The sequence below is a fragment of the Vibrio sp. T20 genome, from assembly GCF_007858795.1.
In the GTDB taxonomy this organism is placed as follows: Bacteria; Pseudomonadota; Gammaproteobacteria; order Enterobacterales; family Vibrionaceae; genus Vibrio; species Vibrio satsumensis.
In genome coordinates this window covers 250262-277227 of sequence record NZ_VFEB01000138.1, presented here as the reverse complement: position 1 = coordinate 277227, position 26966 = coordinate 250262, and the positions used below count along the sequence as shown (strand labels likewise).

Annotated in this window: 29 protein-coding genes; 12 read left to right on the top strand and 17 right to left on the bottom strand. The window is 44.2% G+C overall.

Going from position 1 to position 26966, the window contains the following annotated elements:
- Window positions 1-8: 8 nt before the first annotated feature.
- Window positions 9-221, bottom strand: coding sequence for a TIGR02450 family Trp-rich protein (locus FTW16_RS16740; protein WP_017065368.1), 213 nt, complete (start codon window positions 219-221; stop codon window positions 9-11).
- Window positions 222-397: 176 nt separating this feature from the next.
- Here FTW16_RS16740 and FTW16_RS16735 point away from each other — a divergent pair, with 176 nt between their 5' ends.
- Both FTW16_RS16735 and FTW16_RS16730 read left to right on the top strand, forming a co-directional pair.
- Window positions 398-673, top strand: coding sequence for a nitrogenase-stabilizing/protective protein NifW (locus FTW16_RS16735; RefSeq protein ID WP_146491890.1), 276 nt, complete (start codon window positions 398-400; stop codon window positions 671-673).
- 136 nt (window positions 674-809) lie between these two features.
- Entirely contained in the window at window positions 810-1934 is a 1125-nt protein-coding gene (locus FTW16_RS16730) for a carboxypeptidase family protein (RefSeq protein ID WP_146491889.1), read from the top strand.
- 137 nt (window positions 1935-2071) lie between these two features.
- Here the strand turns inward: FTW16_RS16730 and FTW16_RS16725 are convergent, their stop codons facing one another.
- Window positions 2072-2428 (bottom strand): hypothetical protein, encoded by a 357-nt coding sequence (locus FTW16_RS16725; RefSeq protein WP_048658352.1) that lies wholly within the window; start codon window positions 2426-2428, stop codon window positions 2072-2074.
- 232 nt (window positions 2429-2660) lie between these two features.
- A complete protein-coding gene (locus tag FTW16_RS16720) occupies window positions 2661-3287 on the bottom strand; it encodes a LysE family translocator (protein WP_146491888.1) in 627 nt (208 codons plus the stop codon).
- 209 nt (window positions 3288-3496) lie between these two features.
- Here FTW16_RS16720 and FTW16_RS16715 point away from each other — a divergent pair, with 209 nt between their 5' ends.
- The 3 genes from FTW16_RS16715 to FTW16_RS16705 all read left to right on the top strand — a co-directional run bounded on the left by FTW16_RS16715 (window position 3497) and on the right by FTW16_RS16705 (window position 5640).
- The gene (locus tag FTW16_RS16715; protein ID WP_146491887.1) at window positions 3497-4735 is read left to right on the top strand and encodes a DEAD/DEAH box helicase; all 1239 of its coding nucleotides are present in this window, start codon (window positions 3497-3499) and stop codon (window positions 4733-4735) included.
- 253 nt (window positions 4736-4988) lie between these two features.
- The gene (locus FTW16_RS16710) at window positions 4989-5210 is read left to right on the top strand and encodes a hypothetical protein (RefSeq protein WP_146491886.1); all 222 of its coding nucleotides are present in this window, start codon (window positions 4989-4991) and stop codon (window positions 5208-5210) included.
- A gap of 127 nt (window positions 5211-5337) precedes the next feature.
- The gene (locus FTW16_RS16705) at window positions 5338-5640 is read left to right on the top strand and encodes an MTH1187 family thiamine-binding protein (RefSeq protein WP_061018985.1); all 303 of its coding nucleotides are present in this window, start codon (window positions 5338-5340) and stop codon (window positions 5638-5640) included.
- A gap of 74 nt (window positions 5641-5714) precedes the next feature.
- On the opposite strand, the gene FTW16_RS24565 is transcribed toward FTW16_RS16705, so the two are convergent.
- Together FTW16_RS24565 and FTW16_RS16700 are read right to left on the bottom strand one after the other, a co-directional pair.
- The gene (locus tag FTW16_RS24565; protein ID WP_186728085.1) at window positions 5715-5882 is read right to left on the bottom strand and encodes a hypothetical protein; all 168 of its coding nucleotides are present in this window, start codon (window positions 5880-5882) and stop codon (window positions 5715-5717) included.
- A 109-nt stretch (window positions 5883-5991) separates the two neighbouring features.
- Window positions 5992-6252, bottom strand: a complete 261-nt coding sequence (locus tag FTW16_RS16700) for a DUF1289 domain-containing protein (RefSeq protein WP_032545919.1) — start codon at window positions 6250-6252, stop codon at window positions 5992-5994.
- A gap of 191 nt (window positions 6253-6443) precedes the next feature.
- Between FTW16_RS16700 and FTW16_RS16695 the strand changes: the two genes are divergently transcribed.
- The 5 genes from FTW16_RS16695 (at window position 6444) to FTW16_RS16675 (ending at window position 11368) form a co-directional block, all read left to right on the top strand.
- The gene (locus FTW16_RS16695) at window positions 6444-6890 is read left to right on the top strand and encodes an META domain-containing protein (protein ID WP_004734625.1); all 447 of its coding nucleotides are present in this window, start codon (window positions 6444-6446) and stop codon (window positions 6888-6890) included.
- A gap of 382 nt (window positions 6891-7272) precedes the next feature.
- On the top strand, window positions 7273-8439 hold the full coding sequence (locus tag FTW16_RS16690; protein WP_146491885.1) for an ABC transporter substrate-binding protein: 1167 nt from the start codon (window positions 7273-7275) through the stop codon (window positions 8437-8439).
- Window positions 8440-8444: 5 nt separating this feature from the next.
- The gene (locus FTW16_RS16685; protein ID WP_146491884.1) at window positions 8445-10145 is read left to right on the top strand and encodes an ABC transporter permease; all 1701 of its coding nucleotides are present in this window, start codon (window positions 8445-8447) and stop codon (window positions 10143-10145) included.
- Window positions 10111-10761: an ATP-binding cassette domain-containing protein gene (locus FTW16_RS16680; protein WP_146491883.1), complete on the top strand. Its 651-nt coding sequence runs from the start codon at window positions 10111-10113 to the stop codon at window positions 10759-10761. The genes FTW16_RS16685 and FTW16_RS16680 overlap by 35 nt, the downstream gene beginning before the upstream one ends.
- Window positions 10751-11368 carry a CDP-alcohol phosphatidyltransferase family protein gene (locus FTW16_RS16675; protein ID WP_146491882.1) on the top strand — a complete coding sequence of 206 codons (618 nt, stop codon included), beginning with the start codon at window positions 10751-10753 and terminating at the stop codon, window positions 11366-11368. The genes FTW16_RS16680 and FTW16_RS16675 overlap by 11 nt, the downstream gene beginning before the upstream one ends.
- Window positions 11369-11434: 66 nt before the next feature.
- On the opposite strand, the gene FTW16_RS16670 is transcribed toward FTW16_RS16675, so the two are convergent.
- From FTW16_RS16670 to FTW16_RS16660, 3 genes are all read right to left on the bottom strand, one after another.
- The gene (locus FTW16_RS16670; RefSeq protein ID WP_146491881.1) at window positions 11435-12388 is read right to left on the bottom strand and encodes a class I SAM-dependent methyltransferase; all 954 of its coding nucleotides are present in this window, start codon (window positions 12386-12388) and stop codon (window positions 11435-11437) included.
- Window positions 12389-12396: 8 nt separating this feature from the next.
- Window positions 12397-13095, bottom strand: coding sequence for a TIGR01621 family pseudouridine synthase (locus FTW16_RS16665; RefSeq protein WP_146491880.1), 699 nt, complete (start codon window positions 13093-13095; stop codon window positions 12397-12399).
- Between the two features lie 307 nt (window positions 13096-13402).
- Window positions 13403-14836: a sodium-dependent transporter gene (locus FTW16_RS16660; protein WP_080967341.1), complete on the bottom strand. Its 1434-nt coding sequence runs from the start codon at window positions 14834-14836 to the stop codon at window positions 13403-13405.
- A gap of 367 nt (window positions 14837-15203) precedes the next feature.
- Here FTW16_RS16660 and cls point away from each other — a divergent pair, with 367 nt between their 5' ends.
- Both cls and FTW16_RS16650 read left to right on the top strand, forming a co-directional pair.
- Window positions 15204-16658, top strand: a complete 1455-nt coding sequence (gene cls / locus FTW16_RS16655; protein ID WP_146491879.1) for a cardiolipin synthase — start codon at window positions 15204-15206, stop codon at window positions 16656-16658.
- A gap of 181 nt (window positions 16659-16839) precedes the next feature.
- Window positions 16840-18024 (top strand): cystathionine beta-lyase, encoded by a 1185-nt coding sequence (locus tag FTW16_RS16650; protein WP_050645075.1) that lies wholly within the window; start codon window positions 16840-16842, stop codon window positions 18022-18024.
- 86 nt (window positions 18025-18110) lie between these two features.
- On the opposite strand, the gene FTW16_RS16645 is transcribed toward FTW16_RS16650, so the two are convergent.
- The 9 genes from FTW16_RS16645 to pspA all read right to left on the bottom strand — a co-directional run bounded on the left by FTW16_RS16645 (window position 18111) and on the right by pspA (window position 26942).
- Window positions 18111-18581 carry a hypothetical protein gene (locus FTW16_RS16645; protein WP_146491878.1) on the bottom strand — a complete coding sequence of 157 codons (471 nt, stop codon included), beginning with the start codon at window positions 18579-18581 and terminating at the stop codon, window positions 18111-18113.
- Window positions 18572-19510 carry a transcriptional regulator gene (locus tag FTW16_RS16640; RefSeq protein ID WP_146491877.1) on the bottom strand — a complete coding sequence of 313 codons (939 nt, stop codon included), beginning with the start codon at window positions 19508-19510 and terminating at the stop codon, window positions 18572-18574. Before FTW16_RS16640 ends, FTW16_RS16645 begins: the two co-directional genes overlap by 10 nt.
- Before the next feature lie 109 nt (window positions 19511-19619).
- Window positions 19620-20186 carry a DNA-3-methyladenine glycosylase I gene (locus tag FTW16_RS16635; protein WP_146491876.1) on the bottom strand — a complete coding sequence of 189 codons (567 nt, stop codon included), beginning with the start codon at window positions 20184-20186 and terminating at the stop codon, window positions 19620-19622.
- A gap of 76 nt (window positions 20187-20262) precedes the next feature.
- Window positions 20263-23373: an efflux RND transporter permease subunit gene (locus tag FTW16_RS16630; RefSeq protein ID WP_146491875.1), complete on the bottom strand. Its 3111-nt coding sequence runs from the start codon at window positions 23371-23373 to the stop codon at window positions 20263-20265.
- Window positions 23366-24451, bottom strand: coding sequence for an efflux RND transporter periplasmic adaptor subunit (locus tag FTW16_RS16625; RefSeq protein ID WP_146491874.1), 1086 nt, complete (start codon window positions 24449-24451; stop codon window positions 23366-23368). The genes FTW16_RS16630 and FTW16_RS16625 overlap by 8 nt, the downstream gene beginning before the upstream one ends.
- A gap of 1 nt (window position 24452) precedes the next feature.
- Window positions 24453-25487 carry an efflux RND transporter periplasmic adaptor subunit gene (locus tag FTW16_RS16620; RefSeq protein WP_146491873.1) on the bottom strand — a complete coding sequence of 345 codons (1035 nt, stop codon included), beginning with the start codon at window positions 25485-25487 and terminating at the stop codon, window positions 24453-24455.
- A gap of 156 nt (window positions 25488-25643) precedes the next feature.
- Complete coding sequence (pspC, locus tag FTW16_RS16615) at window positions 25644-26030, bottom strand: envelope stress response membrane protein PspC (RefSeq protein ID WP_029405576.1); 387 nt, start codon at window positions 26028-26030, stop codon at window positions 25644-25646.
- Window positions 26023-26256: an envelope stress response membrane protein PspB gene (pspB, locus tag FTW16_RS16610; RefSeq protein WP_004734605.1), complete on the bottom strand. Its 234-nt coding sequence runs from the start codon at window positions 26254-26256 to the stop codon at window positions 26023-26025. The genes pspC and pspB overlap by 8 nt, the downstream gene beginning before the upstream one ends.
- 14 nt (window positions 26257-26270) lie before the next feature.
- On the bottom strand, window positions 26271-26942 hold the full coding sequence (gene pspA / locus FTW16_RS16605) for a phage shock protein PspA (protein WP_010440091.1): 672 nt from the start codon (window positions 26940-26942) through the stop codon (window positions 26271-26273).
- Between the last annotated feature and the right edge of the window lie 24 nt (window positions 26943-26966).

Genomic DNA, 26966 nt, shown 5'->3' with positions numbered 1-26966 from the left:
TTCTAGCCCTACTTCCAGCCTGGGAGCCAATTTTGATTATCAGTAAGCTCTCGCCAATTGATGTTTTCTTCTCGTTTAGTCATTACTGCCTCTATCATGCAGCGCACTACTTCCCCTTCATCAAATTCAACTTCTGTGACCATAAAGTGCTTTTCTTTCTTCAAAGGGCTAACGGCCGTCCATTTACTGCGAAGTAATTTCTTTGGATTGATTCGATTCATTGGTTCTGTCCTGTCTTAGTTTTTTAATACTTTATCTATAATCCTCAAAGAGTTAAAAAGATCACTTCAAGTTAAAAAAGCCCACGATTCAAACCCAGGTAAGTCATAACTAAAATCAATAAAACAAATCGTAAACTCGATACAATAGTTGTCACCAGAACAGAAACCTACTTCCCATGAGCCAAACAGAATTCCAACAAAAAATAGCGAGTTTCACTGCCATCGAACAAGCGCTTGATTACTTTGAGATTGGCTTTGATAGCAAGTTCATCGACCAAAATAGAGTCGAGCTCGTTAAACGATTTAATGGTTATCTGATTCTTGCGAAACCTGATGATTGGTTTTCTGGACGAAGGGCATTGAAAAACGCTTATTGCAAGGTGCAACGTAGCAAGTTAGATCGCCACACACGTTCTGCCTGTCGCGGGTGTACGACTTGCCAGCGCCGATAGATTGGAAGTAATTGTTCAAAATAGACAACTAAAAAGTAGATAGTTGAAATAACATCTCATTACGATTTAGTTAGTGGTTTGCTCGAAAAAAAGTGTGCTAGTCTTACGGCAACTCAACTACGAGATAAAAACTACAATGAAAATTTTCAGCAATTTCGAGAGCGGCAACATTCACGTCGTTTCAGCAGATTCACCACAAAACATTCAACTGACTATCCCAGCAGACAACCAGACTGAAATCTCTCAGTGGTTTCACTTCCGTTTAGAAAGCGATGCTCAACAAGCACACCACTTTGAAATCGGCCAACTGGCAACGTCTGCATACCCTGAAGGCTGGAAAGATTACGATGTGGTTGCATCGTATGACCGCGAAGAGTGGTTCCGTATCCCATCTCAATTCGATGGCGACACACTAAGCTTTGATATCATTCCAGAGCACGATTCAATGTACTTCGCGTACTTCGCACCGTACTCATATGATCGTCATCAAGATCTTCTGCACAGTGCTCAAACGCACCCGGCTTGTAAGCTTGAAACTCTGGGTCATACGCTAGACAACAACGACATCACTTTGCTAACTATCGGCGAGCCAAGTGAAGAGAAGAAAAATATCTGGGTTATTGGTCGCCAACACCCTGGCGAGACTATGGCTGAATGGTTGATCGAAGGTCTACTTCAACGTCTACTCGATGAGACAGACACAGTGGGTCGTTCACTATTAGACAGCGTTGTATTCCGTGTTGTGCCTAACATGAACCCAGATGGCAGCATCCGTGGCCACCTGCGCACCAACGGTATTGGCGTTAACCTAAACCGTGAATGGCAGTCACCTTCTATGGAACGCAGCCCTGAGGTTTTCCTTGTACGTGAGCGCATGCTAGAAACTGGCGTTGACCTATGTCTAGACATTCACGGCGATGAAGCGATTCCATATAACTTTGTTGCTGGTAGCGAAGGCACACCTTCATACAATGAGCGTATTGCTAAATTAGAGAACCACTTCAAGCAAGCGCTACTGACGATCACGCCAGAGTTTCAAGATGAGTTTGGTTACGACAAAGACGAACCAGGCAAAGCGAACATGACCGTTGGTACAAACTGGATTGGCGAGCAGTTCAAGTGTTTGGCTTACACGGTTGAGATGCCATTTAAAGATCACATCAGCCACGCTGACGAACTTTACGGCTGGTCGCCAGAGCGTAGTGCCGCATTTGGGCACGACATGCTAGCAGCAGTTTGGGCAACAGTAGACGAGCTATAGATTAGCCATGCTCTTTATTTGACTCTCTATCTAGTTTGGTCAATATAACAAAGCCCAGCACTTATGAAAGTGCTGGGCTTTTTAATCTCTGCTTAGAATAAGCTATTTGCGCCTTAAGGAACTTACGTCAGCCGCTTTTAAGCCACTCTCAGGCTTGCAAAAAATACCGGGTATCTTTGCCTAATATGCCTTTGTTCAGACACCATATCTTTGAAGCTGGGGCCTTGTGATAGCTGAACGATCACTTCATCGCCCTCTTGTCTCAATACAGCACCACTAATATCGACACTGTTGTTGTCATGCAGCCTCAAGGTGCCGGCCATTGAAAAGCCACGATAAACCGGAATGATGTTGCGCATCATCAGGCGTACACCTTTTTCAGACACTTCACTGACATGAAAAAGCTCATCCTTAATTCGCATCACCGGGCGTGCCTTTTGAGGGTACTTTAAGCGGTAATATTTGCGTTTCTGGGTGAATGAATCTTCACGCATTAATGACTCCCTGTCTCGGTTATTCGGTCAAGCAATAAACTTTAGCTTCAATTGGTTTCAAACAAACACATTCACCAAATTGATAGCTGATTATTATATCGACTTGCCGGGATAATGCTTTAGAGATTTATACAGAGAAACAAGGATTGCTTAGCATTCAGTAGAAAATGAGAACTGAGACGGAAATCAGAACTGAACCGATAGCTAAATACCCAATTCTTCACGTCGCCCCCTAAAGCTGAAACAACGCCAACTGGATGCTGAAGCCCACGAATAGAACACCACAAACGATGTTCATCATTTGTGAGGTTCGCTTTTGAACCAACAAGCGCTTAAACGTATCCGCCATTAAGATCACAACCAAGAACCACATCGATACCACTGACGCCTGAATCCCACCAAGCATGAGACTGTCTGCCACAATCGCATCTTTTGAAACAAATTGAGGAAATATAGAAAGATAAAACAGGACGATTTTAGGATTCAGAAGATTAGTGAGGAGCCCTTTGAAAAATTGGTTATATAACTTACTTCCCGATGCACTTACCACAGAAAGTACGCCCTCTTGAGCGCGCAGTGCCGCACGAAAATGGTTATACCCAAGCCAGACAAGATACAAAACCCCAGCCCATTTTAGCCCTTCAAAGGCCATGGGGGTGTTCGACAGTAACAGACTTATGCCGTTGGCCGAGATAAAGGCATGAAAAAAGAAACCACATGACACGCCCAACACGTTCACAAATGCGAACAGCTTCCTTTGAGTTAAGGCTGTGCTTAATACCAATAAAGCATTAGGCCCCGGAATAATGGCAATAAAAAACACGATAACAATAAACAGCCAGATACTGTCCCAACTCATTTCGATCTCATTTCATGAACATTTTTAGGGCGGACATTGTACGTCCATTCATTGCCATTACAATATGACAAACGCTTAATTATCACGTATGGCTAACATATATAATTCGCGCGTATAATCAATACGTTTATCGTGTAACGTACAAAACTGATTCTCTAACATTTGCAGCCCTGTTAGACTCCACATCCCTTTTGATACTTGGTTCATTTATGTCATTTGATAGCCTAACCCTTAACGCAAAAACCGTGTCCGCGCTCCCATCTCAATTCAATAAGCCGACAGAGATACAGCAAGCGGTAATTCCTACAATTATTACGGGGAAAGACGTACTTGCATTGGCTCAAACGGGTAGCGGTAAAACATTGGCCTTCGGCTTACCTTTGCTGAACAACATCAATCATGATGTAAATGAACTGCAAGCACTTGTTATCGTTCCAACACGTGAACTTGCGTCTCAAGTCGCTGAGTCTTTAGAACCCATCGCAACTGCTCTTAATATCAGAACGATTACGTTAACTGGCGGTGTGAACGCAGATGACCAACAACAGCAATTATTAATGGGGCCACAGCTTGCTATCGCAACACCGGGCCGATTGCTGGCTGTTATCAAAAGTGACGAATTAGAGTTAACTCAATGTGTGTCATTGGTTCTTGATGAAGCAGACCGATTGATCGACATGGGCTTTTGGCCTGATATTCAAGCGATCATCGAAGCTCTGCCAGCGAAACGACAGTCACTGCTATTCTCAGCGACACTTCCTCCAGAGTTGGTCAATCAGGCTGAAGCGCTTTTATCAAACCCAGAGAAGATCACAATTCACCAAGAAAACAGCGTTGTCGAAACCATTGAAGAAACACTGTATCTCGTGAACAAAGGCAACAAGGCTCAAGCACTGATTGCCCTACTTAATCAAAACCAATGGCCGCAAGTGTTGGTTTTTATTGGCGCCAAAGACAATGCAGACGCATTAACCAAGCGATTGAACAAAGCCAAGATCAGCGTAAGTGCGTTACATGGCAACAAGAGCCAGGAAGAGCGCGCACAGGCATTAGAGAGTTTCAAAAATGGTGAAACTCGCGTGCTTATCGCAACCGATGTGATGGCTCGTGGCATCCATATTGATCAGCTACCTGTTGTGATCAACTTTGAATTGCCCTCTCACTCAGCAACTTATGTACATCGCGTAGGAAGAACGGCGAGAGCAGGAAGCGCAGGCTGTGCTATCTCGCTGGTTAGCCACAGTGAAAACGAGCACCTCAATGCGATTCGAACTCTGACTAATAAGCCACTTCCGTTGCAATCGTTGGAAGGTTTCCCTGTAACTGATAAACCTGCATCAGAATCAACAGCTCGTAAGCGTCCGCCAAAAGACAAAATGGCCAATCGAAGAACAGCCAAAAAGAAGAGCATTAAGCAGTTTAAAAGCAAAACAAATAGCTCAAAGTAACCAGGAATAGCTCTAAGCAATCAGAAATAGAATGGTCAGCTCAGTTTGCACTGGGCTTTTTCATATGCAACAAAACATAAATCCACACCCAAAAACTTCCCTAAAGCTGCCAACTTAAATGACACTTTTGTGAATTACGATGCCAACGTATTGATTCTTGGTTGCTCAAAAAAAATACTATCAAATCACGTTGACGCCCCTATATCTGGCAACTAGATTTTTCTATTAGTGTCTACAACAGGAGGTCATTGAAATGAAACGTGCTAGCTCTACATATCGATTACAACTGATTAAGGAAGTGGCAACCCGCCGAGATCGTCAACGTTCCAATGACCCGATGGCAAACTACATACAAACCCTATTAGATAATAAAGATGATTGTGATACCTCGGTGGAACGCAACCAGAGGTTCAGTGGCAGTCATTTTGATGAACACATAGGTGGTTGGGTAAGCGACCACTGGGGTAATAAGTAGAACAATAAGAGTAATCCAACCAGCATAGCCGCTGTAGTATTTATCTCCGCATTAACCTATCATCTGCAACAATTCCCTATCCTAGAGTAAGCAGAAAGTGTCTGAGTTAAAAAGAGAAAAAGAAGTGATGGTTGCCTTCCAAGTAATACCTCGCGTTAAAGAAGGCAACAACTTCGAAGTGGTTGATAAAGCCATTGAAGTTGTGAAAGCATCCGATGTGCCGTTCCAGGTTGGTGCAATGGAAACCACGATGAAAGGTGAACTCAACCAATTACTCGATATCGTTAAAAAAGCAGAGCAAGCTTGCTACGATGCAGGGGCTGTTGAAGTCATCACAAACATTAAGATCCATAGTAAAACCACCGAAGCCGATGATACATTTTGTACGTACCATCGAGGTGTAACGAAAGCGAATCACATGTTTGTTTAATAATATGTTTATTTCAGAAAGCTGTTTATTTAAGAAAACAGGGCTTTAAGAAAGACTCTGAAGAACCAGTGGTGTTATTGAAAAGGCATGTCTGAAAGGTGAGAAAGGATTTCCATTCGTTCTTCTTCTGACATCGAATGCCAATCACGCGGAGCCTCTTCAGGGTCATCTTTCGCCCCGATCGTTTTACGATCCAGTGCTTTGACTGGCTCTTTTTTGAGTTTTACGTTCTTTTTATTCATACCGACACCACTCCTTCAGGTACAAAGGTACCTATCTTAATATTACACCCCAACCATTATGTAAAGTAATAGTTACATCGGAGTTAAATAAAATCTTAATGCATCCTCTTTAGCCAAAAAGATCTCTTTGGGGACTTGTATTTCCCTCTTCGTCGACCGACTTACCAACCAAGTTTTTTTGCTTCATTATTTTTCGTCTATAGCGCTGACGACACAGCTTTATCACGTGCAATTGTTCTGACGGTGTCATCGACATCCAGTTAAAGCGCTCTTCTCTCTTGCGCATACAACCATTGCAATAGCCTTTGTCATCGCTTGAACAAACCCCAACGCAAGGGCTTGGAACTTGGAAAAACTCTAACTGCTCCACCGTGCCTCCTTACACATTCAAAATTACGCTTACTATCTCAAAAATAAGCGATTAATTTATCGCCTAGCTCATGAAATCCATACTAAACTATGACCTTATACTGACACATATAGTGTTTTGTAAACTATACTTTGAACCCATCAAGTTACACTTATTCGGTAACTTCGTTCTTTCCTTTGGAGCCTTATAATATGAAGTTTAGTTCAAAAAAATTACTAGCAGTAGCCGCTTTACCTATGATGCTAGCAGCATGCACAACAACAGGTGACAACGCGATGCAAGTAACACCAACCGATCTACAGCACCATAATTGGGAACTTGCGCAAATTGATGGCAAGGACATTGTGAAAAGCGAAGACCAAGCAGCTCCTCGTCTAGAGATCGGCGAAAAGATGACTGCAAACGGCATGGCTGGTTGTAACAACTTCTTCGGTCAAGGCGAGCTGAAAGACGGTCAATTCCGTATCAAGCAAATGGGCATGACAATGAAAATGTGTCACGGCTCTGCGATGGAAATCGAACAGTCGGTTTCTGCTACTCTAAGCGAGTGGAGCGACGTAACCCTAACAAACGATACGCTAGTACTGAAAAACGATGTACACACGCTAACGTACACAATTCGTGATTGGGTAAACTAATCCGTTCTCGAAATAGATATTGATTAGAGGAGCCTTCATGGCTCCTTTTTTATTGCCTGCTTACCCTCACAACACCTTCAAAATTAACACTCATCGACTACTTTTCGTACCAACCTCCAATAAACCTCAAATATCTCTCATTTAGATGCAATAAATTCACTGGTTTATCGGTCTATTGCTAGGATGGTAAGAGCCTAAAGTCTGTCGAGCTTTCGAGACGATCGCATATCGAACAAACTCAACCGCGAACTCCCTGCCTGTTCTCAAGTAATTGATTGAATTTACTGTTGAATTAGAATTTATTTGAGAAACGGATAGAATAACTATTAGGGCGTTCGAAAACACAATGCTCTTGCCCGTTCACTACCAAATGGAAAAGTTTATGAACAAGATAGTAAGTACGTTAGGAATCATGGCAACCGTTGCATACAGCGCAACCACTTATGCTGATGAAGCAACATCCACCGACAGTTGGAACCAAATAGAACAGCAGGCAGAGGGAGAAACTGTCTACTTTCACGCTTGGGGCGGTAGCCAAGAAATCAATCGTTACCTACAGTGGGCGGGCAAGAAATTACAAAGTGAGTACGGTGTTACCTTAAAACATGTGAAAGTAACCGATATTGCAGAAACTACCACTCGCTTACTCGCAGAAAAGGCGGCAGGAAAGAACACTGAAGGCAGTGTTGATATCGTTTGGATCAATGGCGAGAACTTCCGCTCAATGAAAGACAACGCTTTGTTGTTTGGACCATTCACTCAAACACTTCCAAACTGGCAGTATGTCGATAAATCTTTACCGATTGATGTCGACTTCTCTGAACCAACAGAAGGCCTTGAAGCACCTTGGGGCGTTGGGCAACTTGTCTTCATCCACGACCAAGAAACACTGCACAATCCGCCACAATCGTTTTCAGAGATGTTGAGCTACGCTCAGGCTTTCCCGAATCGCTTAAGCTACCCGCGCCCACCAGAGTTTCATGGTACGAGCTTCATTAAGTCTCTACTGATTGAGCTAACAAACAACAGTCCTGCGCTTGCTAAACCCGTTTCAGAAGATACCTTCCAAGAAGTTACGGAACCACTGTGGGCTTACTTAGATAAATTCCATAAAGTGGCATGGCGAGGCGGAAAGCAATTTCCTGCAGGTACATCTGAAAGCATTCAACTTCTGGATGACGGACAGCTCGACCTCGCGATTACGTTTAATCCAAACTCTGTTTATTCAGCACAAGCAAGTGGTCGCCTAGCGGAAACCACTAAGGCTTATGCTCTAGATAGCGGCGCTCTATCTAACATTCACTTCCTTGCGATTCCTTGGAATGCCAATGCAACCGCAGGTGCTCAAGTGACCATTAACTTCTTGCTGAGCCCAGAAGCACAGTCTCGCAAAGGTGACCTTAATGTTTGGGGCGATCCTTCGGTTCTGAGCAGCAAGTACCTCACTGGCAGCGCTAAAAACACCCAGCAATTTAAATCGATTGATGAACCGCATCCTAGTTGGCAAAACGCGCTCGAGAAAGAGTGGCTTAAGCGATACGGTAACTAACCTCCATGCTACGCGCTCTATATTTTGTTGTTATAGCTGTGTGCATTACCCCAACCATCCCTGGGGTAGCGGGAGTCGTGGCTTCATCACTGAGTTTCATCCCGCCCCTAGGTTTAGATGAGCCAACACTCAACGGTTTTAGCCAAGTCTTTCAATGGGAAGGGGCTTGGCACTCTATTGGCTTAAGCCTAGGTTCAGCGATTGCAAGCAGCTATATCGCCTGCTTCCTGACCTTTTGTATTCTTCAAGCCTCTTGGGGAAACCAATTTTGGAGAAAGATTGAGTTAACGCTATCGCCAATGCTTGCCATTCCACATGTGGCTTTCGCCATTGGCTTTGCGTTTTTATTTAGCCCAACAGGCCTTGGCGCAAGAGCCGTGCATCACTTACTTGGTGAATCGGCTACGAGTTCTGAATTAGCTTTGTTGGTCAAAGACCCATACGCATTCGGCCTCATCATCATGTTGGCGCTTAAAGAAGTCCCTTTCTTATTGTTGATGAGCATATCGATACTTCAGCAAATTGATGTAGAGCGTATCACTAAGGTCAGTGCATCTCTGAGTTATAGTCGTGCTCAGATCTGGTGGAAATGTATTTTCCCACAATGGTTTACTAAGCTTCGATTCCCAATGTTGGCGGTACTCGCCTACAGCGTGTCGGTTGTCGATATTGCTCTGATCATTGGCCCAACCAACCCGCCGACCTTTGCCGTTTTAGTATGGCAATGGTTCAACGATCCGGATCTTAATCTACTCCCGCGAGCTGCTGCTGGTGCTATCGTTTTGTTTGGCTTAGCTTCATTGATCATCACCTTGGCGCGTTTAGTTGAATGGGCAATTCTTAAGTACTTTCGAACTTGGCAGTATTCAGGAAGAACAGGGGCTAACTTGCCGGGGAAAACCATATTCACTGTCCTTGCTAGCCTTTCATTGCTGGTCATTCCTTTAATGGCAATTTGGAGCGTTGCTCAGCGCTGGCGTTTCCCTGATTTACTGCCGAGCCGCTACAGCGTGCGCTTCTGGGAGTTCGAGTGGGATGGCATCATGAGCACCGTTAGTCAAAGCTTATGGATTGGTCTGATTGCGGCTTCAGTCGCTTTGTTGCTTGCGCTGGTTGCTCACGAATACCGAATCAAATACAAGTGGCAAGTTCCGGGCTTTATTATCGCGATTCCCATGTTGATACCTCAACTCTCAGTATTGTTTGGCATGCAAGTGACCACCCTATACATAGGCAGCAACGCCTATGAGTTTTGGGTGATTTGGGCACACGTATTCTTCGCCTTTCCATTTGTGTACTTGTCTTTGGACGGCCCATGGAAAAGCTTCAACGATGGGCTGATAAAAGCTTCACTGAGCTTGGGTAAATCGCCATTTCAGAGTTGGTATTCAATCAAACTGCCAATTTTGCTTCCTGCTATCGCCTTTGCTTGGGCGGTCGGAATCAGCGTGAGTTTGGCTCAGTATTTGCCAACATTGATGCTCGGTGCGGGTCGCATTAACACGATCACAACCGAAGCCGTTGCCCTAACCAGTGGTTTCGACCGCAGGGTGACAGCAATCTATGCCATTTGGCAGGCCCTATTGCCTCTGTTCTTTTTCTCTTTAGCGATATTAGTCAGCCGACTTCAACTTAGATATCGCCGTCTTACTTTTAAAGGTTTCCTAAGTAATGAGTCTGTACCTCAACGACCTCACCATCCGTAAAACCGATGGCGAATCGCTGTTTTCAGCGCTAAACGTAACATTAGAATCAGGCCAAATATTGGCGTTGATGGGGCCAAGCGGCTGCGGAAAATCGACTTTGTTAGATGCCATCGCGGGTCACCTGAATGACGAGTTCTCATACTCTGGCACCGTTATTTTGAACGATATTCAGCTAGACGAGCTCCCATCACATCAGCGTGAAGTCGGCATTCTGTTTCAAGATGACTTGTTGTTTCCACACCTAAAAGTATGGGAGAACTTGGCCTTTTCGTTACCAAACTCGGTTAAGGGATCAGATCGCCAACAACAAGCAATGGAAGCGTTAAAAGACATTGAACTGACCCGCTTGGCGGAGTCATTTCCCGACCAAATATCTGGCGGCCAGCGAGCGAGAATTAGCTTAACTCGTATGCTATTGGCGAAACCGAAATTGGCGTTGCTTGATGAACCTTTTAGTAAACTCGACCAAGAACTCAGAGCTCAGTTTCGCGACTGGGTATTTGAGCAACTCACTAAAGCGGATATTCCGACATTAATGGTGACGCACGACCAAGCCGATGTGCCTCAAGGGGCAAAAGTTTTGTCTTGGCCATGGAGAAGTAACCATGTTGGATAAGTACTCTATTAAGGTCATTAAGTGGCCATTAAATCAATCAGCCAAACTACTTAATAGATTCGGCATCACAGCCAACCAAACCACCCTGTTTGGGTTTCTGGTTGGATGTTTAGCGTTTCCAGCATTGGCATTTCAACAATACGAATGGGCGTTAGGGTTTATTGTATTTAACAGGGTTTGCGACGGGCTTGATGGAGCCTTGGCTCGAATCCAAGGCATTAGTGATGCGGGCGGTTTCCTCGATATCAGCCTAGATTTCCTATTCTACTCATTAATCCCCTTTGGCTTTGTTATCGCCAACCCAGAACACAACGCTATTGCCGGTGCATTTTTGATTTTCTCTTTTATCGGCACAGGCAGCAGCTTTTTAGCGTTTGCGGTTATGGCTGGTAAGCGAGGCATTGAAAACCCAGTCTATAAACATAAGTCTCTGTATTACATGTCTGGACTAACCGAAGGCACAGAAACCATCGCTTGTTTCATTGCTTTCTGTATTTGGCCTCAACACTTTGCGGTTATCGCCTACACCTTTGGTGCCGCGTGTTGGCTAACCACATTTATGCGTATCTATTTTGGATTCCAGACCCTCAAGAATCAAACCAGCTAGTATTAGTTTATAAACAAAAACGCCGCTCAGATGGGCGGCGTTTTTTTAGCTGATTCTGAAATTCAATTAAGCATCGGCAGAGGCTTTAATTTGAAATCTCAATACCTTTAGACTTGAATCAAGATCGACATCCACAAACTCAGGTGGATTATCTAAGCGTTCAATAAACTCAACGTTTGGCGCTTCTTCTGCCATCGTCTCGATAAGGAAGTTAGGTGACACTGCAGGTGAGTTCACACACGCAATCACTTCACCGCCTTCCGTTAGAAGCTCTGGCAAACGACGTAAGATCTTTTTGTAGTCTTTAGTTAGGGCGAAACTGCCTTTTTGGAACGAAGGTGGGTCGATAATCACCAACTCATAAGGACCGCCTTTCTTGATTTTGCCCCACGACTTAAAGATATCGTAACCAAGGAAATTCACCGAGCGCATGTCATGTTCGTTCAAACGGTGGTTATCACGGCCTTTGTTCAGTGAGCCACGTGACATATCCACGTTCATGCATTGACGGGCACCACCAGCGATAGCCGCTATTGAGAAGCCACAAGTGTATGCAAACAGGTTAAGAACGTTCTTATCCTTAGCATTATCTTGTACCCACTGACGACCATTACGCATATCTAGGAACAGACCAAAGTTCTGATTACGACCAATGTCTAACTGATACTTAAGGCCATGCTCAACAACCACTGGAGAGTCGTTAAGCTCACCCCACAGTACTTCCGAAGGTGCACCGTCAGCATAGCGGTGTTGCAGAACAATGCTTGTGCCCTGCTTTGATTGCCAGATATCTTTGTCGGTGAGTTCAACCAATCCAGCTTTGAGAGATGACAAGAATTCGTCGTCTACCTCTTTAAACACGTTAACCAGTAACTGTCCATCAACCCAGTCACATGTCAGTTGCTCTAGACCAGGCCAAAACTTACCGCGGCCGTGGAAAATACGGCGAAGTTCGTTTGGCACTTCATTTAATTGCTGTTCAATATGACTAAAAAACAGAGGTAAAGCTGATGCTTCCATTATTTCACTCACTTAGTGTTTAGCTTTGGCCAACTTAATGACCAAGGTTCAAGCCAACCGTCCAAACCGCTAGATACGGTTTCTTGGTGCCACTTCTCGCCTAAAGAGTCTAGGCTCCTTGGGTCACAGACATATTCGTAGGCTTCTGATTGATAAGTAAATCGAATCGCGAAGGCGTGCAGATAACCTCTGTCAGCCTCACTCGATGGATTATAAATAGGGTCACCAACAATGGCTGAGCCGATCGATTTCATCGCGACACGGATCTGGTGAGTTCGCCCTGTATAGGGTTTGCATAACAGCAGACGTTCACCGGGTTCCGCTGTTGCAGATAGAAATTGGGTAATCGCCGGGTTTTCTTTAGTTGCCAGAAGTTTCCAGCTAGAGCGTCTTGAACGCTCCATATCACCAGAAATCAGCCCCTGCTTTTTCTTTGGCTTCTTAGAACCGAGCGCAAGGTAGTATTTCTCTACTTCACGCTTTGCAAATAGCTGTGAAAGCTCGCTCGCCGCCGACGCACTTTTTGCTAGCAGCAGAATGCCCGAGGTCATTTTATCTAACCGATGAACGAGATACAGCTTAGGCTCATTGATTGCCTTAGCAACTTCTTGAAGTAACATAGTATCGCCATCGTCTTTGTGGACGCTGACTCCAGGATGCTTATTGATAAGTAAAAAATCAGAGTGGTTCAGAAGAATATCGAACATGTAAAGGCTAGCTCCATTGTAGAACGTGGAGTATACCGTGTCTGAATCCAGATTCCAGCTACGAAAAAGCCCAACTCATTCAATAAACATTGAATCATTGGGCTTCTTTTCAACCTGTACCAGTTAGTGCTTAGTATTTGCTCGATTAGATTTAAGTAATTCGCACAAAGCAACTCGCCCTATGCAAGATTTTATTTTTCGTCGAAAATCAAATTTCAGAAATAAAAAAAACGGGAGCCAATGACCCCCGTTTCTTAATTTACTTTAGCTCGCGATTGTAGCTTCTAAGAATTATGGTTTCTAAGAACTATAGCTTCTTAGAGATTACCGCAGAGCCAGCAATGATACCAATACCTAGTAGCATGATTGCACCTTTACCGCTGTCGAAGCCAGAAGAGATACCCATAAACGCAACGATAGCGATAGCTACTGGGATGATGTACTTAACTAGTGTGTACCATAAACCGAATAGTGGGAAAGATACTTCACCGTCGTTAGTGATCTCTTTCTCTAGGTCAGCGCGGTTTAGTCTCCAACCAGCGAAGATACATACCAACATACCGCCAACTGCTAGGAAGATCTTATCAGTTAGTAGGTCGAAGATATCGAATGCGCCAGTACCGAACAGTGTAGGACCGAAGCCACCAAGTGATAGAGAAGCGAAGATACATAGAATCGCCATTACTACACTTGCAGACAGTACCGCAGTCACACGCTTCATGCCTTTCTCATCGATTAGGTAAGAAACCACAACTTCAAGTAGAGATACTGAAGATGTTAGTGCCGCAACACTTAGACCCACGAAGAACATAAGAGCAAACAGAAGACCAACTACGCCGCCCATTTCAGCGAATAACTGAGGAACAACAACGAACACTAGACCAGGACCAGCTGCTGGCTCCATACCGAATGCGAACATTGCAGGGAACATTGCAACACCAGCTAGGATAGCAACGCCTGTATCCATTGCTGTAACCATAGCTGTAGTTTGAACTAGGTTCTCTTTCTTCTTCAGGTAAGAACCGTATGTCAACATACAACCCATACCAAGAGATAGTGAGAAGAATGCTTGACCTAATGCAGCTAGGATTACACCGCTGTCTACTTTAGAGAAGTCAGGGCTGAATAAGAACTCTAGACCAGCCATCGCGCCCGGAAGCATGATGCCTTTGATGGATACCACAATCAGGATGATGAAAAGAAGTGGCATCAAAATCTTACCCGCTTTCTCAATACCTCCAGAAATACCCTTCATAACGATTACAACGTTAAGTAGTAGGTATAAGCCCATCCACATAAGTGGTTGAACTGGGTTTGAGATAAAGCCACCAAAGCTGTCACCAATTGCTTCAGGTGCGTCTAGTAGACCACCAGCAATTTTACCGATGTATGCGATAGACCAGCCACCTACTACAGGGTAGAAACCCATGATTAGCAGGCCACTTACTACGCCGATTACACCAGCGAACGTCCAGCGACGGTCAGTTGATTTAAATGCACCTACTGCTGATCTCTGCGTATGACGGCCAATCGCAAACTCAGTCAGCATGACACTGAAACCGATAAAGATTACAAAAAACAGATAAATTGCAACGAATGCACCGCCGCCACTTTCGCCTGCTGTGTATGGGAATTTCCAAATGTTACCTAAGCCAACAGCAGAACCTGCTGCAGCCATTACGAATCCTAACTTCGAACCCCAGGTATCGCGGGGTGTTGTGGTTGTATTACTAGTAGCCACGTTTACTCCAAACTTTTGTGTTATGTGATGTTGTGTTTTGCTTTGGGTGGCGTCTTTAAAAGATAAGGTGTACATGAAAATTTACACACCTAAAAGATTTGATTGACGCTCGTTATATAGCAAGTAAACCAGTTTAAGAATAAAATTGGAAGCCCGAACCGTATAAATTTCGTTACCAATGTAAATTTTTATGGTTAAATGCCGCCTTTTCATACAAAACAATCGTTTTCGTCTTAAGTTAACCAAAACTTAACAACTATAACCTGTTTACAGCTTTAGCTCTAATTTGTAAATAGTTGATTCCTTAAATTCCCATATCCGTAAAATAGCATTACTATCTAAGTGTCTCTTTTTTCGAGTATTCAATGTGGAAAAGCTCTACCATTTTTTAACTTTAGCCTCTGTCGCTTTGTACTGGGTACTTGTAGCCGGTGTGACTTTTCGTGTCGTACTAAAACGACGCTCTGTCAGCGTTTCTCTCGCGTGGCTCATGGTTATCTACATTATCCCAATAGTTGGTGTGGCTTGTTACTTCCTTTTCGGAGAGCTAAACCTAGGCCGAAAGCGGGCTGAGCGCGCACATCGCATGTTTACTCCGTTTGGCGATTGGTTCCGAAAACTAGATGATTGTCAGCTCCACCTTCCAGGAAAGGTCGGCTCCCCTATCCACAAGATTGATGAACTTTGTAACAATCGGATGGGCATTCCTGCACTCAGCGGAAACACGCTTTCACTGCAAGCTTCTCCCAATGAGATCTTACACGCAATTATCGAAGATATAGAAAATGCCCAAACCAGTATCAAGATGGTTTTCTATATTTGGCACCCAGGAGGCTTAACTGATTCGGTTGCTTCCGCTCTCATTCGAGCTGCCAAACGTGGCGTAGATGTTAAGGTTTTACTTGATTCTGCGGGTAGCCCACGCTTTTTCAAAAGTCACTGGCGCTCAATGATGAAAGACGCCGGTGTGCAAGTTGTACAAGCACTGGAAGTAAGCCCTTGGCGTATTTTCTTACGCCGTTTAGATCTTAGGCAGCACCGTAAGATCATCGTGATTGATGAAACCATTGCCTATACCGGTTCAATGAACATGGTTGACCCTGCTCACTTCAAACAGAGTTCAGGTGTTGGCCAGTGGATTGACGTAATGGTTCGCGTAACTGGCCCAACCGTAAATGTGCTGTCAGCCATTCATGGTTGGGATTGGGAAGTCGAAACAGGTGAACGAATCCTTCCTGATTTACCAGAGTGTCCGGTTGAAGAGGTAATAACGCATCACCCTGTTCAAGTAGTGCCATCAGGTCCTGGCATGCCGGAATATTTGATCCTACAAGTTCTGACCATTGCGATTAATCAGGCAAACCATTCTGTTCGCATCACAACCCCCTACTTTGTACCGAGTGCCGATTTATTAGAGACACTGAAAATGACGGCGCAACGTGGTGTAAACGTAGAACTGATCATTCCACATAACAACGATTCACTGATGGTTAAGTGGGCTTCGCGCGCGTTTTATACCGAACTACTTGAAGCAGGCGTGAAGATTTACGAGTTTTACGGTGGGCTTCTTCACACCAAATCGGTAGTGATTGATGAAGAGTTTTGTTTAATCGGAACGGTCAATATCGACATGCGCAGCCTTTGGTTAAACTTCGAAGTGACGCTCGCCGTTGACGATGTACACTTCACTCAACAGCTCTCTGAGCTACAGCAATCGTACATTGAATTATCTCACCCAGTTGTACTGGACCAGTGGGAACAGAGAAAGTTGCGAAATCGCTTCTTTGAAAGATTGTTCTATTTGTTCAACCCTCTGCTGTAATACCTATGATGAGTCGATTGCGACTCATCACTTCCTCCCGTAAGTTTTTAACCTTTCACCATTAATTAAGTGAAAGGTTAAAAAGCGAAAGAAAAGCGTAAAAACTCCCGCTCCCCTCTTGCTTTGAAGGCTATTGGCATGTTTTAAATAGGACATAACCGATTGATAAGGAATTCACAGCATGTCCGAGAACAAAACCACTAAGCTGATCACTGCAGGTCGTGATAAGAAGTGGACCAATGGTGTCGTTAACCCACCAGTACAGCGCGCTTCAACTGTCGTATTCAACTCAGTAGAAGAGAAGCGTAAAGCTACGATTAACCGCGCTAACAAAACACTTTTTTACGGACGCCGTGGAACCAATACTCATTTCGCCTTCCAAGATGCCATGGTTGAAGTTGAAGGCGGCGCAGGCTGTGCACTCTACCCTTGTGGTACAGCTGCCATTTCTAATGCTATCCTCTCTTTCGTAGAAACAGGTGACCATATTCTGATGGTCGATACCTGCTACGAACCGACACGTGATTTCTGTGACACCATCATGAAAAAGATGGGAGTCGAGACAACTTACTACGAGCCAACGATTGGTGAAGGCATCCAAGACCTTATTAAGCCAAACACTAAGGTTCTGTTTACCGAATCTCCGGGTTCAGTCACCATGGAAGTTCAAGACATTCCAACGCTCGCGCGAATTGCCCATGAACATGACATCATCGTTATGTTAGACAACACTTGGGCAGCCGGCGTTAACTTCTCACCATTTGATTTCGGTGTTGATATCTCGATCCAAGCAGCGACTAAGTACATCGTGGGCCACTCTGATGTGATGTTAGGGACTGCGGTCGCCAATGAAAAATGTTGGGACCAACTGAGAGAACAGAGCTACCTGATGGGCCAGTGTGTATCGCCAGATGACGCTTACCTAGGACTACGCGGTATTCGTACTCTTGATGTTCGCCTACGCCAACACGCAGAAAGCAGCTTGAAAGTCGCAAAATGGTTAGAGACTCGCCCTGAGGTTGACCACGTTCGTCACCCTGCGCTTGAGTCTTGTCCTGGCCATGAGTTCTTCAAACGAGATTTCACCGGTGGTAATGGCTTGTTCTCTTTCGTACTGAAGAACTCCAACACAAAGGCGACCACAGCGCTACTTGATGGTATGACGCACTTTAGTATGGGTTACTCATGGGGCGGCTTTGAGAGTTTGATTCTAGCAAACGAACCGAACAGTTTTGATAGCCTAAGAACAGTAGCGAACCCTAACTTCGAAGGTACCTTAATTCGCGTTCATATCGGCTTAGAAGATGTTGATGACCTGATTGCAGACCTAGAAGCAGGGTTAGAGCGTTACAACGCACTCGTTTAATTTAAAGCGTTAACAGACTCAGACCAAAAAGGCAGGATATTCCTGCCTTTTTCAGATTAGCGTATTAGACACATAGCTTTAAAAAGCTATTGAACGTTAAAACAGGCCCAATTGAAAATTTCAGAACGGTGTTCATTGAACATATACAACGACTGTTCCTTTACCACAATGGCGTAGTCTATTGTCACCCCTTTATACTCACTGTAATCCTGATTAATAATAGGATCATGAAAAGGGGTCGCCGTTCTCACATCAATAATGCTCATCGACAAACGATTACCATCAAGGCCATAGTACCCGGAATACAAATTTTCCATTGTACTCTCCTTCCCATCTTGTTCGGTAATCGTCACAAACTCTCTCATACTGAAAGTATGGTCAGACTGAAAAGTAATACTTATACGCTCATAAAGTGATTGGTATGGTTGGAATGCCTGAGATAAAAAATCAGTTTTGACCGTTTTACAGTGCCATCGAGTACCTGCTAGTACGTTTTGTTCCAACAAAAAGCTCGCAGCAGCGATTGCAACAAGAACGAGTAAGCCAATTAGTCGCAAAAGTAACTCCTCTTTTCCATGTACTGAGCAAATGAATCAAAAGATGACTCTACATTGAAAATTGAAGCACCGTAATTCAAAGCTTCCCCATTTTTCCTCTGAACCAGCATATATAACGCATCACTTTCCGGTTGATCGACTGATGGATAGATACGGACAAACACATCAACATTACACTGGCTAGGTATCACATCTGTTAGCTTTTGAGTAATCGCAGGCAACGAATAGGAATCATTGTGCGCAATATGGAAAAAGTAGTGATTGGTATTATCTGTGTAGCTGTCGCGATATTCCGTCTTATCCACAAAATAAGGCTGTGGCGTATAATAGGTTTGGAAAAGGTTGAACGCCGTTACGACGACACAAATCAATGCGACTAAATAGCCCGCTTGAACGACATGAGCATTACTTTTTGAATTTGAAGGTTCTAATTCAGTTGAGTTCGGTTCTTGGTTGGAAGGCGTATTGAAACCAGTATCAGTTACCGTTGCCGTGTTAACATCTGTAGATATTTCAGTTGCAGCCAACACTTCTTTAGCGATAGGCGAAGAGTTTGATTTAGATGCCTTCGCAGTCACTTGAGAAGGCAAAATTTCAGTTTTGCTTGGCTTTATCGACTCGTCGATTTCAAGTGAATAACCCGTTTTACTGACCGTGCGAATGGTCGCACAGCCACAAGTCACTCGTGACAGCGTTTTTCTAATCTTAGATATCACGTTAGTGAGCGCTTGCTCTGAGACAATCACATTGCCCCAGCACCTATCAAATATCAGGCCTCGTTCAATGCACTCACCTTCATTTTCAAGTAAGAACAGAAACACCTTACCTTCTATCGGCGCGATAGTTTCTACGTGGCCATCTTCACGCACAAACTGCCTAAGCAAAGGATCATAACGAGCATCACAGATTTGGTAGCTTTGTTGTTTCACTATCGTCTTCTAGGTTTGAATTTGGTCGCATATGATATTGAATAGTTTATAAATGACCAGTAAATTTTCCTATATTAACGCAATTATTTTTCGACAATAAATAACACTTTTATTTGTGCGGACAACCCACAACATGGTCATTAACCATGCCTGTCGCTTGCATGAACGCGTAACAGATTGTTTCCCCTACAAACTTAAAGCCTCTCTTCTTCAAAAACTTACTCATCGCTTTAGATTGCTCGGTAGAAGCGGGAACTTGAGACATCTCAGTCCATTGATTCACAATCACCTTGTTATCGACAAACTGCCATAAAGCATTTGAAAGAGAGCCGAACTCTTGCTGTAATTCAAGCGTTGCTCTCGCATTATTGTATACCGAAGCAATCTTGCCCTTGTGCTTAACCACATCGAAGTTTTCAATGATGTGCGGCACGTTGTCTTCATTCAACTCAGCTAACTTATTTAGATCGTAATTATCAAATGCAGCACGATACCCTTCACGCTTTTTAAGGATCGTAATCCAACTCAGACCCGCTTGAGCACCTTCTAAGGTAATGAACTCAAATAGAACTTGGTCATCATAAACAGGTACGCCCCACTCTACATCGTGGTACTCCCTTTCAAGCTCGTGTTTAAGTGCCCATGCACAGGTTCTATCCACTGTATTCGCTTCCATTTCGATAGTCTCTTTTAGTAATCGTACATAAAAATAATGCCCCATTCAGGGGCATTATTTCAAAGGTTAATTAGCGTTAAGCCACTTCAATTTTATGGAACAGACGATACAGCACGGGTACCACGATTAGCGTCAGTACAGTCGCAAAGCCCAAACCAAACATAATGGTCACCGCCATTGGTTTGAAGAAGATATCCGGCAATAGAGGGATCATACCAAGAATGGTTGTGATCGCTGCCATACATACCGGACGAACACGACTCAGTGCCGCATCAACAACCGCTACATACGGGTCTTTGCCTGATTTCATCTCAATCTCAATTTGATCAAGCAGCACGATTCCGTTCTTCAGAAGCATCCCAGATAGACTCAAGAAACCCAACAGCGCCATAAAACCAAATGGTGTATTCAAGGCTAACAAGCCTGTCGTCACCCCAATCAACGCCAATGGAACCGTTAACCAAACAATCAGAGGCTCTTTAACCGAGTTAAACAAGAACACAGTGATTAAGAACATAAACAAGTAACCCAGAGGCATGGTCGTGAACAGTGACGCCTGCGCATCCGCTGATGACTCATATTCACCACCCCACTCCAGTGAGTAACCCGGCGGCATCTCAATCGCTTCAATCTGTGGTTGTAAGCGTTTCTGTAAAGTTGATGCTGTCTCTTCACCCAGTAGATCTGGATCCGCCATTACTGTCAGCATGCGCTTACGGTTCTTACGAATGATCAGTGGATCTTCCCACTCCAACTCGTAACCTAAAGTCACTTGTTGCAGTGGGATGTATTCACTTAACGCAGGGCTCCAGATCTTCATGCCTTCGATGTTACGAATATCAACACGCTCATCTTCAGGCAAACGAGCCACAATCGGCATCAGCGTTGTACCATCACGGTATACACCAATTGATTTACCAGAGAAAGACATCGCTAGGAAGTCATCGACATCAGACTTGGTGATACCGTAACGACGCGCTTGGCTTTCGTTGAACTGAGGTTCTAAAACCTTAGTTCTTTCACGCCAGTCGTGACGAACGTTAAATGCACCGCTATCGGCACGCATTACATCCATCACTTGTGCTGCGATTGAACGTAACACCGTTGGATCAGAACCCACAATACGAGCTTCAATCTTCGCACCGCCACCAGGACCTAACTCAATCTGTTTTAGCTTGTAGTCGATCTCTGGGAATTGGCCGTTTACATGTTCACGGAAACGCTTCATCAACCCTTCAAGCACTTCGTAACTCTTCACGCGAACCGTTATCTCGCCGTAAGCGCTATAACTTTTCTCTGGCGCATAGGTCAACATAAAACGTTGCAGACCTTTACCCGCCGTTGTCGTAATGTGTTCAACTTCGTCCTGCTCAGCTAACCAACTTTCAAGCACTTTAAGCTTGGTATTCGTCGCTCGAATATCCGTCCCTTCCGGCATCCACACATCAACTTGGAACATAGGTGTCGTTGAAGAGGGGAAGAAAGCTTGTTTCACAAAGCCAAAACCGTACACACTCGCGCCTAAACCAATAATCAGGACAAACATGGTGAGCCAAGCACGCTTCATGCAGAACTCAAGGAAGTTTTTGTAGATAACAAAAACCATCCCGTTGTATGGGTCTTTACCTTCGCTATCTGGGTCGACCTTCTGACCTTTAAAGAACATGTCAGCAAAGAACGGCGTGAGCGAGATGGCAGTAAACCAACTCAGCATCAAGGAGATAAGTAGAACTGTGAACAAGGTTCCACAGTATTCGCCAGTTGAGTCTTCAGATAAACCAATTGGAGCAAATGCGGTTACTGCAATGACGGTAGCACCAAGCAAAGGCCATTTGGTTTGGGTTACGATATCGGTGGCGGCCTGCATCCGGGTTCGCCCTTTCTGCGTGCCGATCAATATCCCTTCCACCACCACAATGGCGTTATCCACAAGCATCCCCAAGGCGATAACCAATGCACCTAATGAAATACGCTGGAGGTCAATCTTGAAGTACTGCATGAAAATAAAGGTACCGAACACGGTCAACAGCAGTATCAAACCGATCAACAGACCTGAGCGTAGACCCATGAAGAACAGTAGAACTACAATTACGATCGCAACCGCCTGCCCTAAGCTCACCACGAAGCCGCTTACTGACTTATCTACTTCCTTCGGTTGGTTGTAAACCTCTGAAATATCGATCCCGACCGGCTGTTGGTATTTCAATTCAGCAAGTCTGCGGTCAAACGCTTCACCCACTGCGACCACGTTCACACCTTGAGCAAAGGACACCCCAAGGTTAAGTGCGAGTTTACCGTTGTAACCGATGATGTTGCTCGGTACTTCAACATAGCCACGAGTGACGTCAGCTACGTCTTTCAAATAGATAAGACCTTGAGCACCGCCTTCAGTCAGAATCAAATCGCCAAGCTGTTCTACATTCTGGAACTCACCCGTTGGATGGATTCGAATGTATTCGTCACCAATTCTTACCGCACCCGCACTTGATACAATGTTTTGAGTCGATAAAAGATTAAATACCGTGCTTGGAGACAGACCTAAGGAGCTTATTCGCTTCATTGATATTTCAATGAAAACTTGCTCTTGTTGTTGACCAGAAACAGAGACCTTACTGACCCCATCAACCAACTCCAGCTCTCGCCTTAGGTAATCGATATAATCCAGCAGCTCTTTATAGCTGTAGCCATCACCCGTTACCGCCAGCAAAATACCGTAAACGTCACCGAAATCATCGATAACTTGAGGGTCATTCACGCCCGGTGGCAGTTCGACCTTCAAATCATTCACTTTTCGACGAAGTTCATCCCATATTTGCGGAAGATCATCGGGGCCGTAGTTATTCTTCATCGTTACCGTTACCTGAGACAAGCCACGGCTAGAAATAGAGTTCACTTCATCGACATAGGTAAGCTGTTGAATCGCTTTCTCTAGTGGGTAAGTCACTTCTTCTTCCACCTGCTGAGGCGTAGCCCCTGGGTACGAAGTCACTACCATTGCATCTTTGATGGTAAAGGCAGGGTCCTCTAAACGACCCAAACCGAAGAAGGCAGAAACACCACCAATAAGAAAGATCAGAGACAGCATCCAGCTGATGACTTTGTTACGTATAAAGTAAGCAGCAACACCTGTGATCTGTTCATCACCTTGTTGAGCGTCATTTTGGGGCTTGTTATTCTCTTCACTCATTGTTTGTCTCCTGAGATAGTACTTCCACTGTCATCCCATCTCGCAATCGCGATACGCCTGCAACAACCACATGCTGCCCCATTTCTAATCCTTTCGTAACCTGCAATGTTTTCTGATTTGCTTTTCCTAACACGACTTGCTGTTTCGATACAGTCTTGTCGTCGTTAAGCACCCATACATATGAGTTTTGACGAGTTAATTCATCCCCATCAGCGTTAAAAACTGCTTCAATAGGAATAAGTACACCGGCTTTTAAGTCCAATCCGATATCTCTACCGTTTGACGTCACTTCAACTGCCATACCATCAAGAATCAAATCATCTTCTGGCATAGGTAGAGCAAGCGTAACGGTGAATGTACCTGTGCTTGGGTCAGGCTCAGTAGTGAACTCCTTAATACCTGCTGTGTATTCATTTCCACTGGGTACTCTAACCACAGCTTCAACGTTCGCGAGCAATTGTTCGTTCGGTTGATTCACATAGATTTGATCAGGGAGTTGAATCACAACCTCAACATCTTCAACACTGTGAATATTAACGACCTGTTGACCTACCTGAATATTTTCATATTGATCGACACTGACACGTGAAATAATCCCATCAACAGGGGCACGAAGCTTAGTGAACGACAAGCGAAGTTTTGCTAACTCTAATTCGGCATAAGCAATCTGACGTTGAGCTGCGATTTCATCAAACTGCGACTTAGCCAATAAGCCTTTCTTCACTAGCGGGCTTGAACGTCTGTATTGACTGTTGATTACCGTGTAACGCGCCTGAGCGTTGTCGACATCCAATTGATAATCGGTTGGGTCAAGCTCTGCAATGATGTCCCCTTTAGAAACACGTTCACCCTCTTTGACATCAAGCTTATTAATTTCACCAGCCACACGAAAACTGAGGTGAGCTTTCTCAGCAGCGTTTGCTACTGCTGGGAAATAGAGTTTGTCACTAAAATCGATGACTGAAATCTCGATAGCTTTAACCAAGGGCGAATTATTCACCTCTGCAGCTTGCTTATCTTTACAAGCCGTAAGTAAGACCAAACACGACAGGCCAGCGGCCACTTGAAGTATTTTCATGTTATAGCCCCCTTTCCTTTATCCACTCTCGAACTTTAATGCCCGATTCAAGACCATTGACGCCAGAAGTCACAATGCGATCGCCATCGTCCAGTCCAGAGACAATATGGCGTTTTTCATCGATGACGATTGAGACACTCTCAACAATGCCATCGCTATTAACACGCCAAACAGATACATCATCCCCGTCGACTACCATTGCTGACGTTGGAATTTTGGTGGCGGCTGCTAACGCTGAAACCAAATTTACCGTGCCAGACATGCCCGGCAAAATACCCACATCGGTTGGTCTTTCCATTACCATAGTGACTTTGTACGAACCTGTTTTCGGGTCTGCTTCGGTATCCACTTCTTGGAAGGTTAGAGCATAAGAGTTTTCAGGAAATGCATCAAAAACCATGGTTGCATCCGTCTCAAACCCTGAAGAAAAGCGCGTAATAAGTTGGTCGGGTAATAAGAAGACGACTTTAAGAATTTGATTGGTTTGAATATTCATCACGCCTTCTTTAGCAGCAATGTATTCATGGTTTTCAGCCGGAATAATGGAAATTGTTCCATCGTAAGGCGCAACTAGAGTGGTATAGCGAAGGTTTGCTTTGGCTTGATTAAGCATCGCTTTAGCAGAATTGTGATTGGCTTTCGCTTGATCGAAATCTTGCTCTGATACCACTCGGTCTTTACGTAGCTTAATCGAACGTTGGTATTGAACATCAGCAAGCTTAAAATTGGCTCTTGCTTGCTTCTCTAACAGCTGATATTCGTCAGGGTTGAGCGTTGCAAGCCCTTCACCTTTGCTGACCTTTTGACCAGAGGTGACATCGATAGTCTGAAGCAATCCAGGAACACGGAATGCAAGTACCGCTTTGTCACCGGCTTCAGTGGTGGCTGGAAAGCTACGTTCAAAGGCATTACTACCGACAGAGACAGTGAAGAGTTTGGCGGGTCTAGAATCAGGTTCAGGTACGGGAGGAAGCTCCTTACCACACCCAGACAACCCAGCTAAAGCTGTCAGAAGGACAACGGAGGCTCGATACATTGGTGTTCATCCATATCTATAAATATTTTTATAACATAGATTAATCACATGTAACTTACCAGTTATCGTAAGATTTATTTAGACAAAATTATTAAAAAAAATAACGGCTTGGGATAAATTTTCCTAAACCGTTATCTAATCTTTTTAGACTTATCGTTACATGTTCTTAAAAGCGCGATCGACTTTGAAAGTGTCGGAGGTCACATAAGCTTCCATGTTGCGGACACTGGTCTCTAACTTCTGGAAATCACCCTCTAAAGTGCCCAGTAACGACTCTGCCGTTTGCCCTTTTTCCCAAGGTTTTTGCTTGAGTGTGTGCTCTTGCTTGGCTTTCATCTCATCAACATAGTGAGGTGGTTGTTTTTCAAGCATAAATGTCAAAGCTAAATACGCTAATAACACCAGAAAGCTACCACCAAGCAGTGCCGCAGAGATAACTAAGATGCGAACCAACCACACTTCAAGGCCAAAGTAGTTCGCTAACCCTGCACACACACCAGACAATTTGCCGTTAATCGTGTCGCGATACAGTTCTCTACTCATAGTTTCGTCTCCAGTTAGGCGACTCCGCATCCAGTATTTTTTCTAGCGTTTTCACTCGGTCTTGCATGGATTCGGCTTGCGCAGAAAGCTTATGCAGACGTTGAAGGTCGGTTTCTGAAAGACCATTGCTGGATTTCTTCTTGCTGCGGTAATGTAAGAATAACCATAGCGGTGCCACGAAGATTAAGAAGACAATCAGTGGACCTGCAATTAGAAATGTTGACATAGACAACTCCTAAATTATTTATCGCGGTTTTCAACTTGTTGCTTCAGTTTCGCTAGCTCTTTTTCGATTTCATCTTGAGCTTGTAGTTCGGCAAACTCTTGGTCTAAAGATTTTGCGTTACCCGTTTTAGCGTAAACGTCCGCTTCAGCTTCTAATTCATCCACTTTACGCGAGAATTGCTCAAACTTCGCCATTGCTTCGTTGGTTTTGCTTGAATGCAGATGTTTTTGAACATCACGACGATTGCTCGCCGCATTATTACGAATCATTAATGCTTGTTGCTTTGCGCGAGTTTCTGCAATTTTAGTTTCAAGCTTGCCGATCTCACTGGTTAGCTTTTCGATGGTTTCATGAACCAAAGTTTGCTCGGTGTGCAGGCTCTTGATGATGTCTTCCAGTTTTTGCTTTTCGATTAGAGCCGCTCTAGCTAAATCTTCTCGTTGTTTAGTCAGTGCTAGAGTCGCTTTATTTTGCCAATCTAGAATCTGAGTTTCGATAGCTTCAACTTTACGTGCTAACTCTTTCTTATCTGCGATCGCTTTTGCGGAGTTAGTGCGAACCTCAACCAGCGTATCTTCCATTTCTTGAATAATTAGGCGAATCATCTTTTCAGGATCTTCAGCCTTATCTAATAGTGCACTGATGTTTGAATTTACAATGTCTGCAAAGCGAGAAAAAATGCCCATGAGGAACTCCTTAATTACAATGAT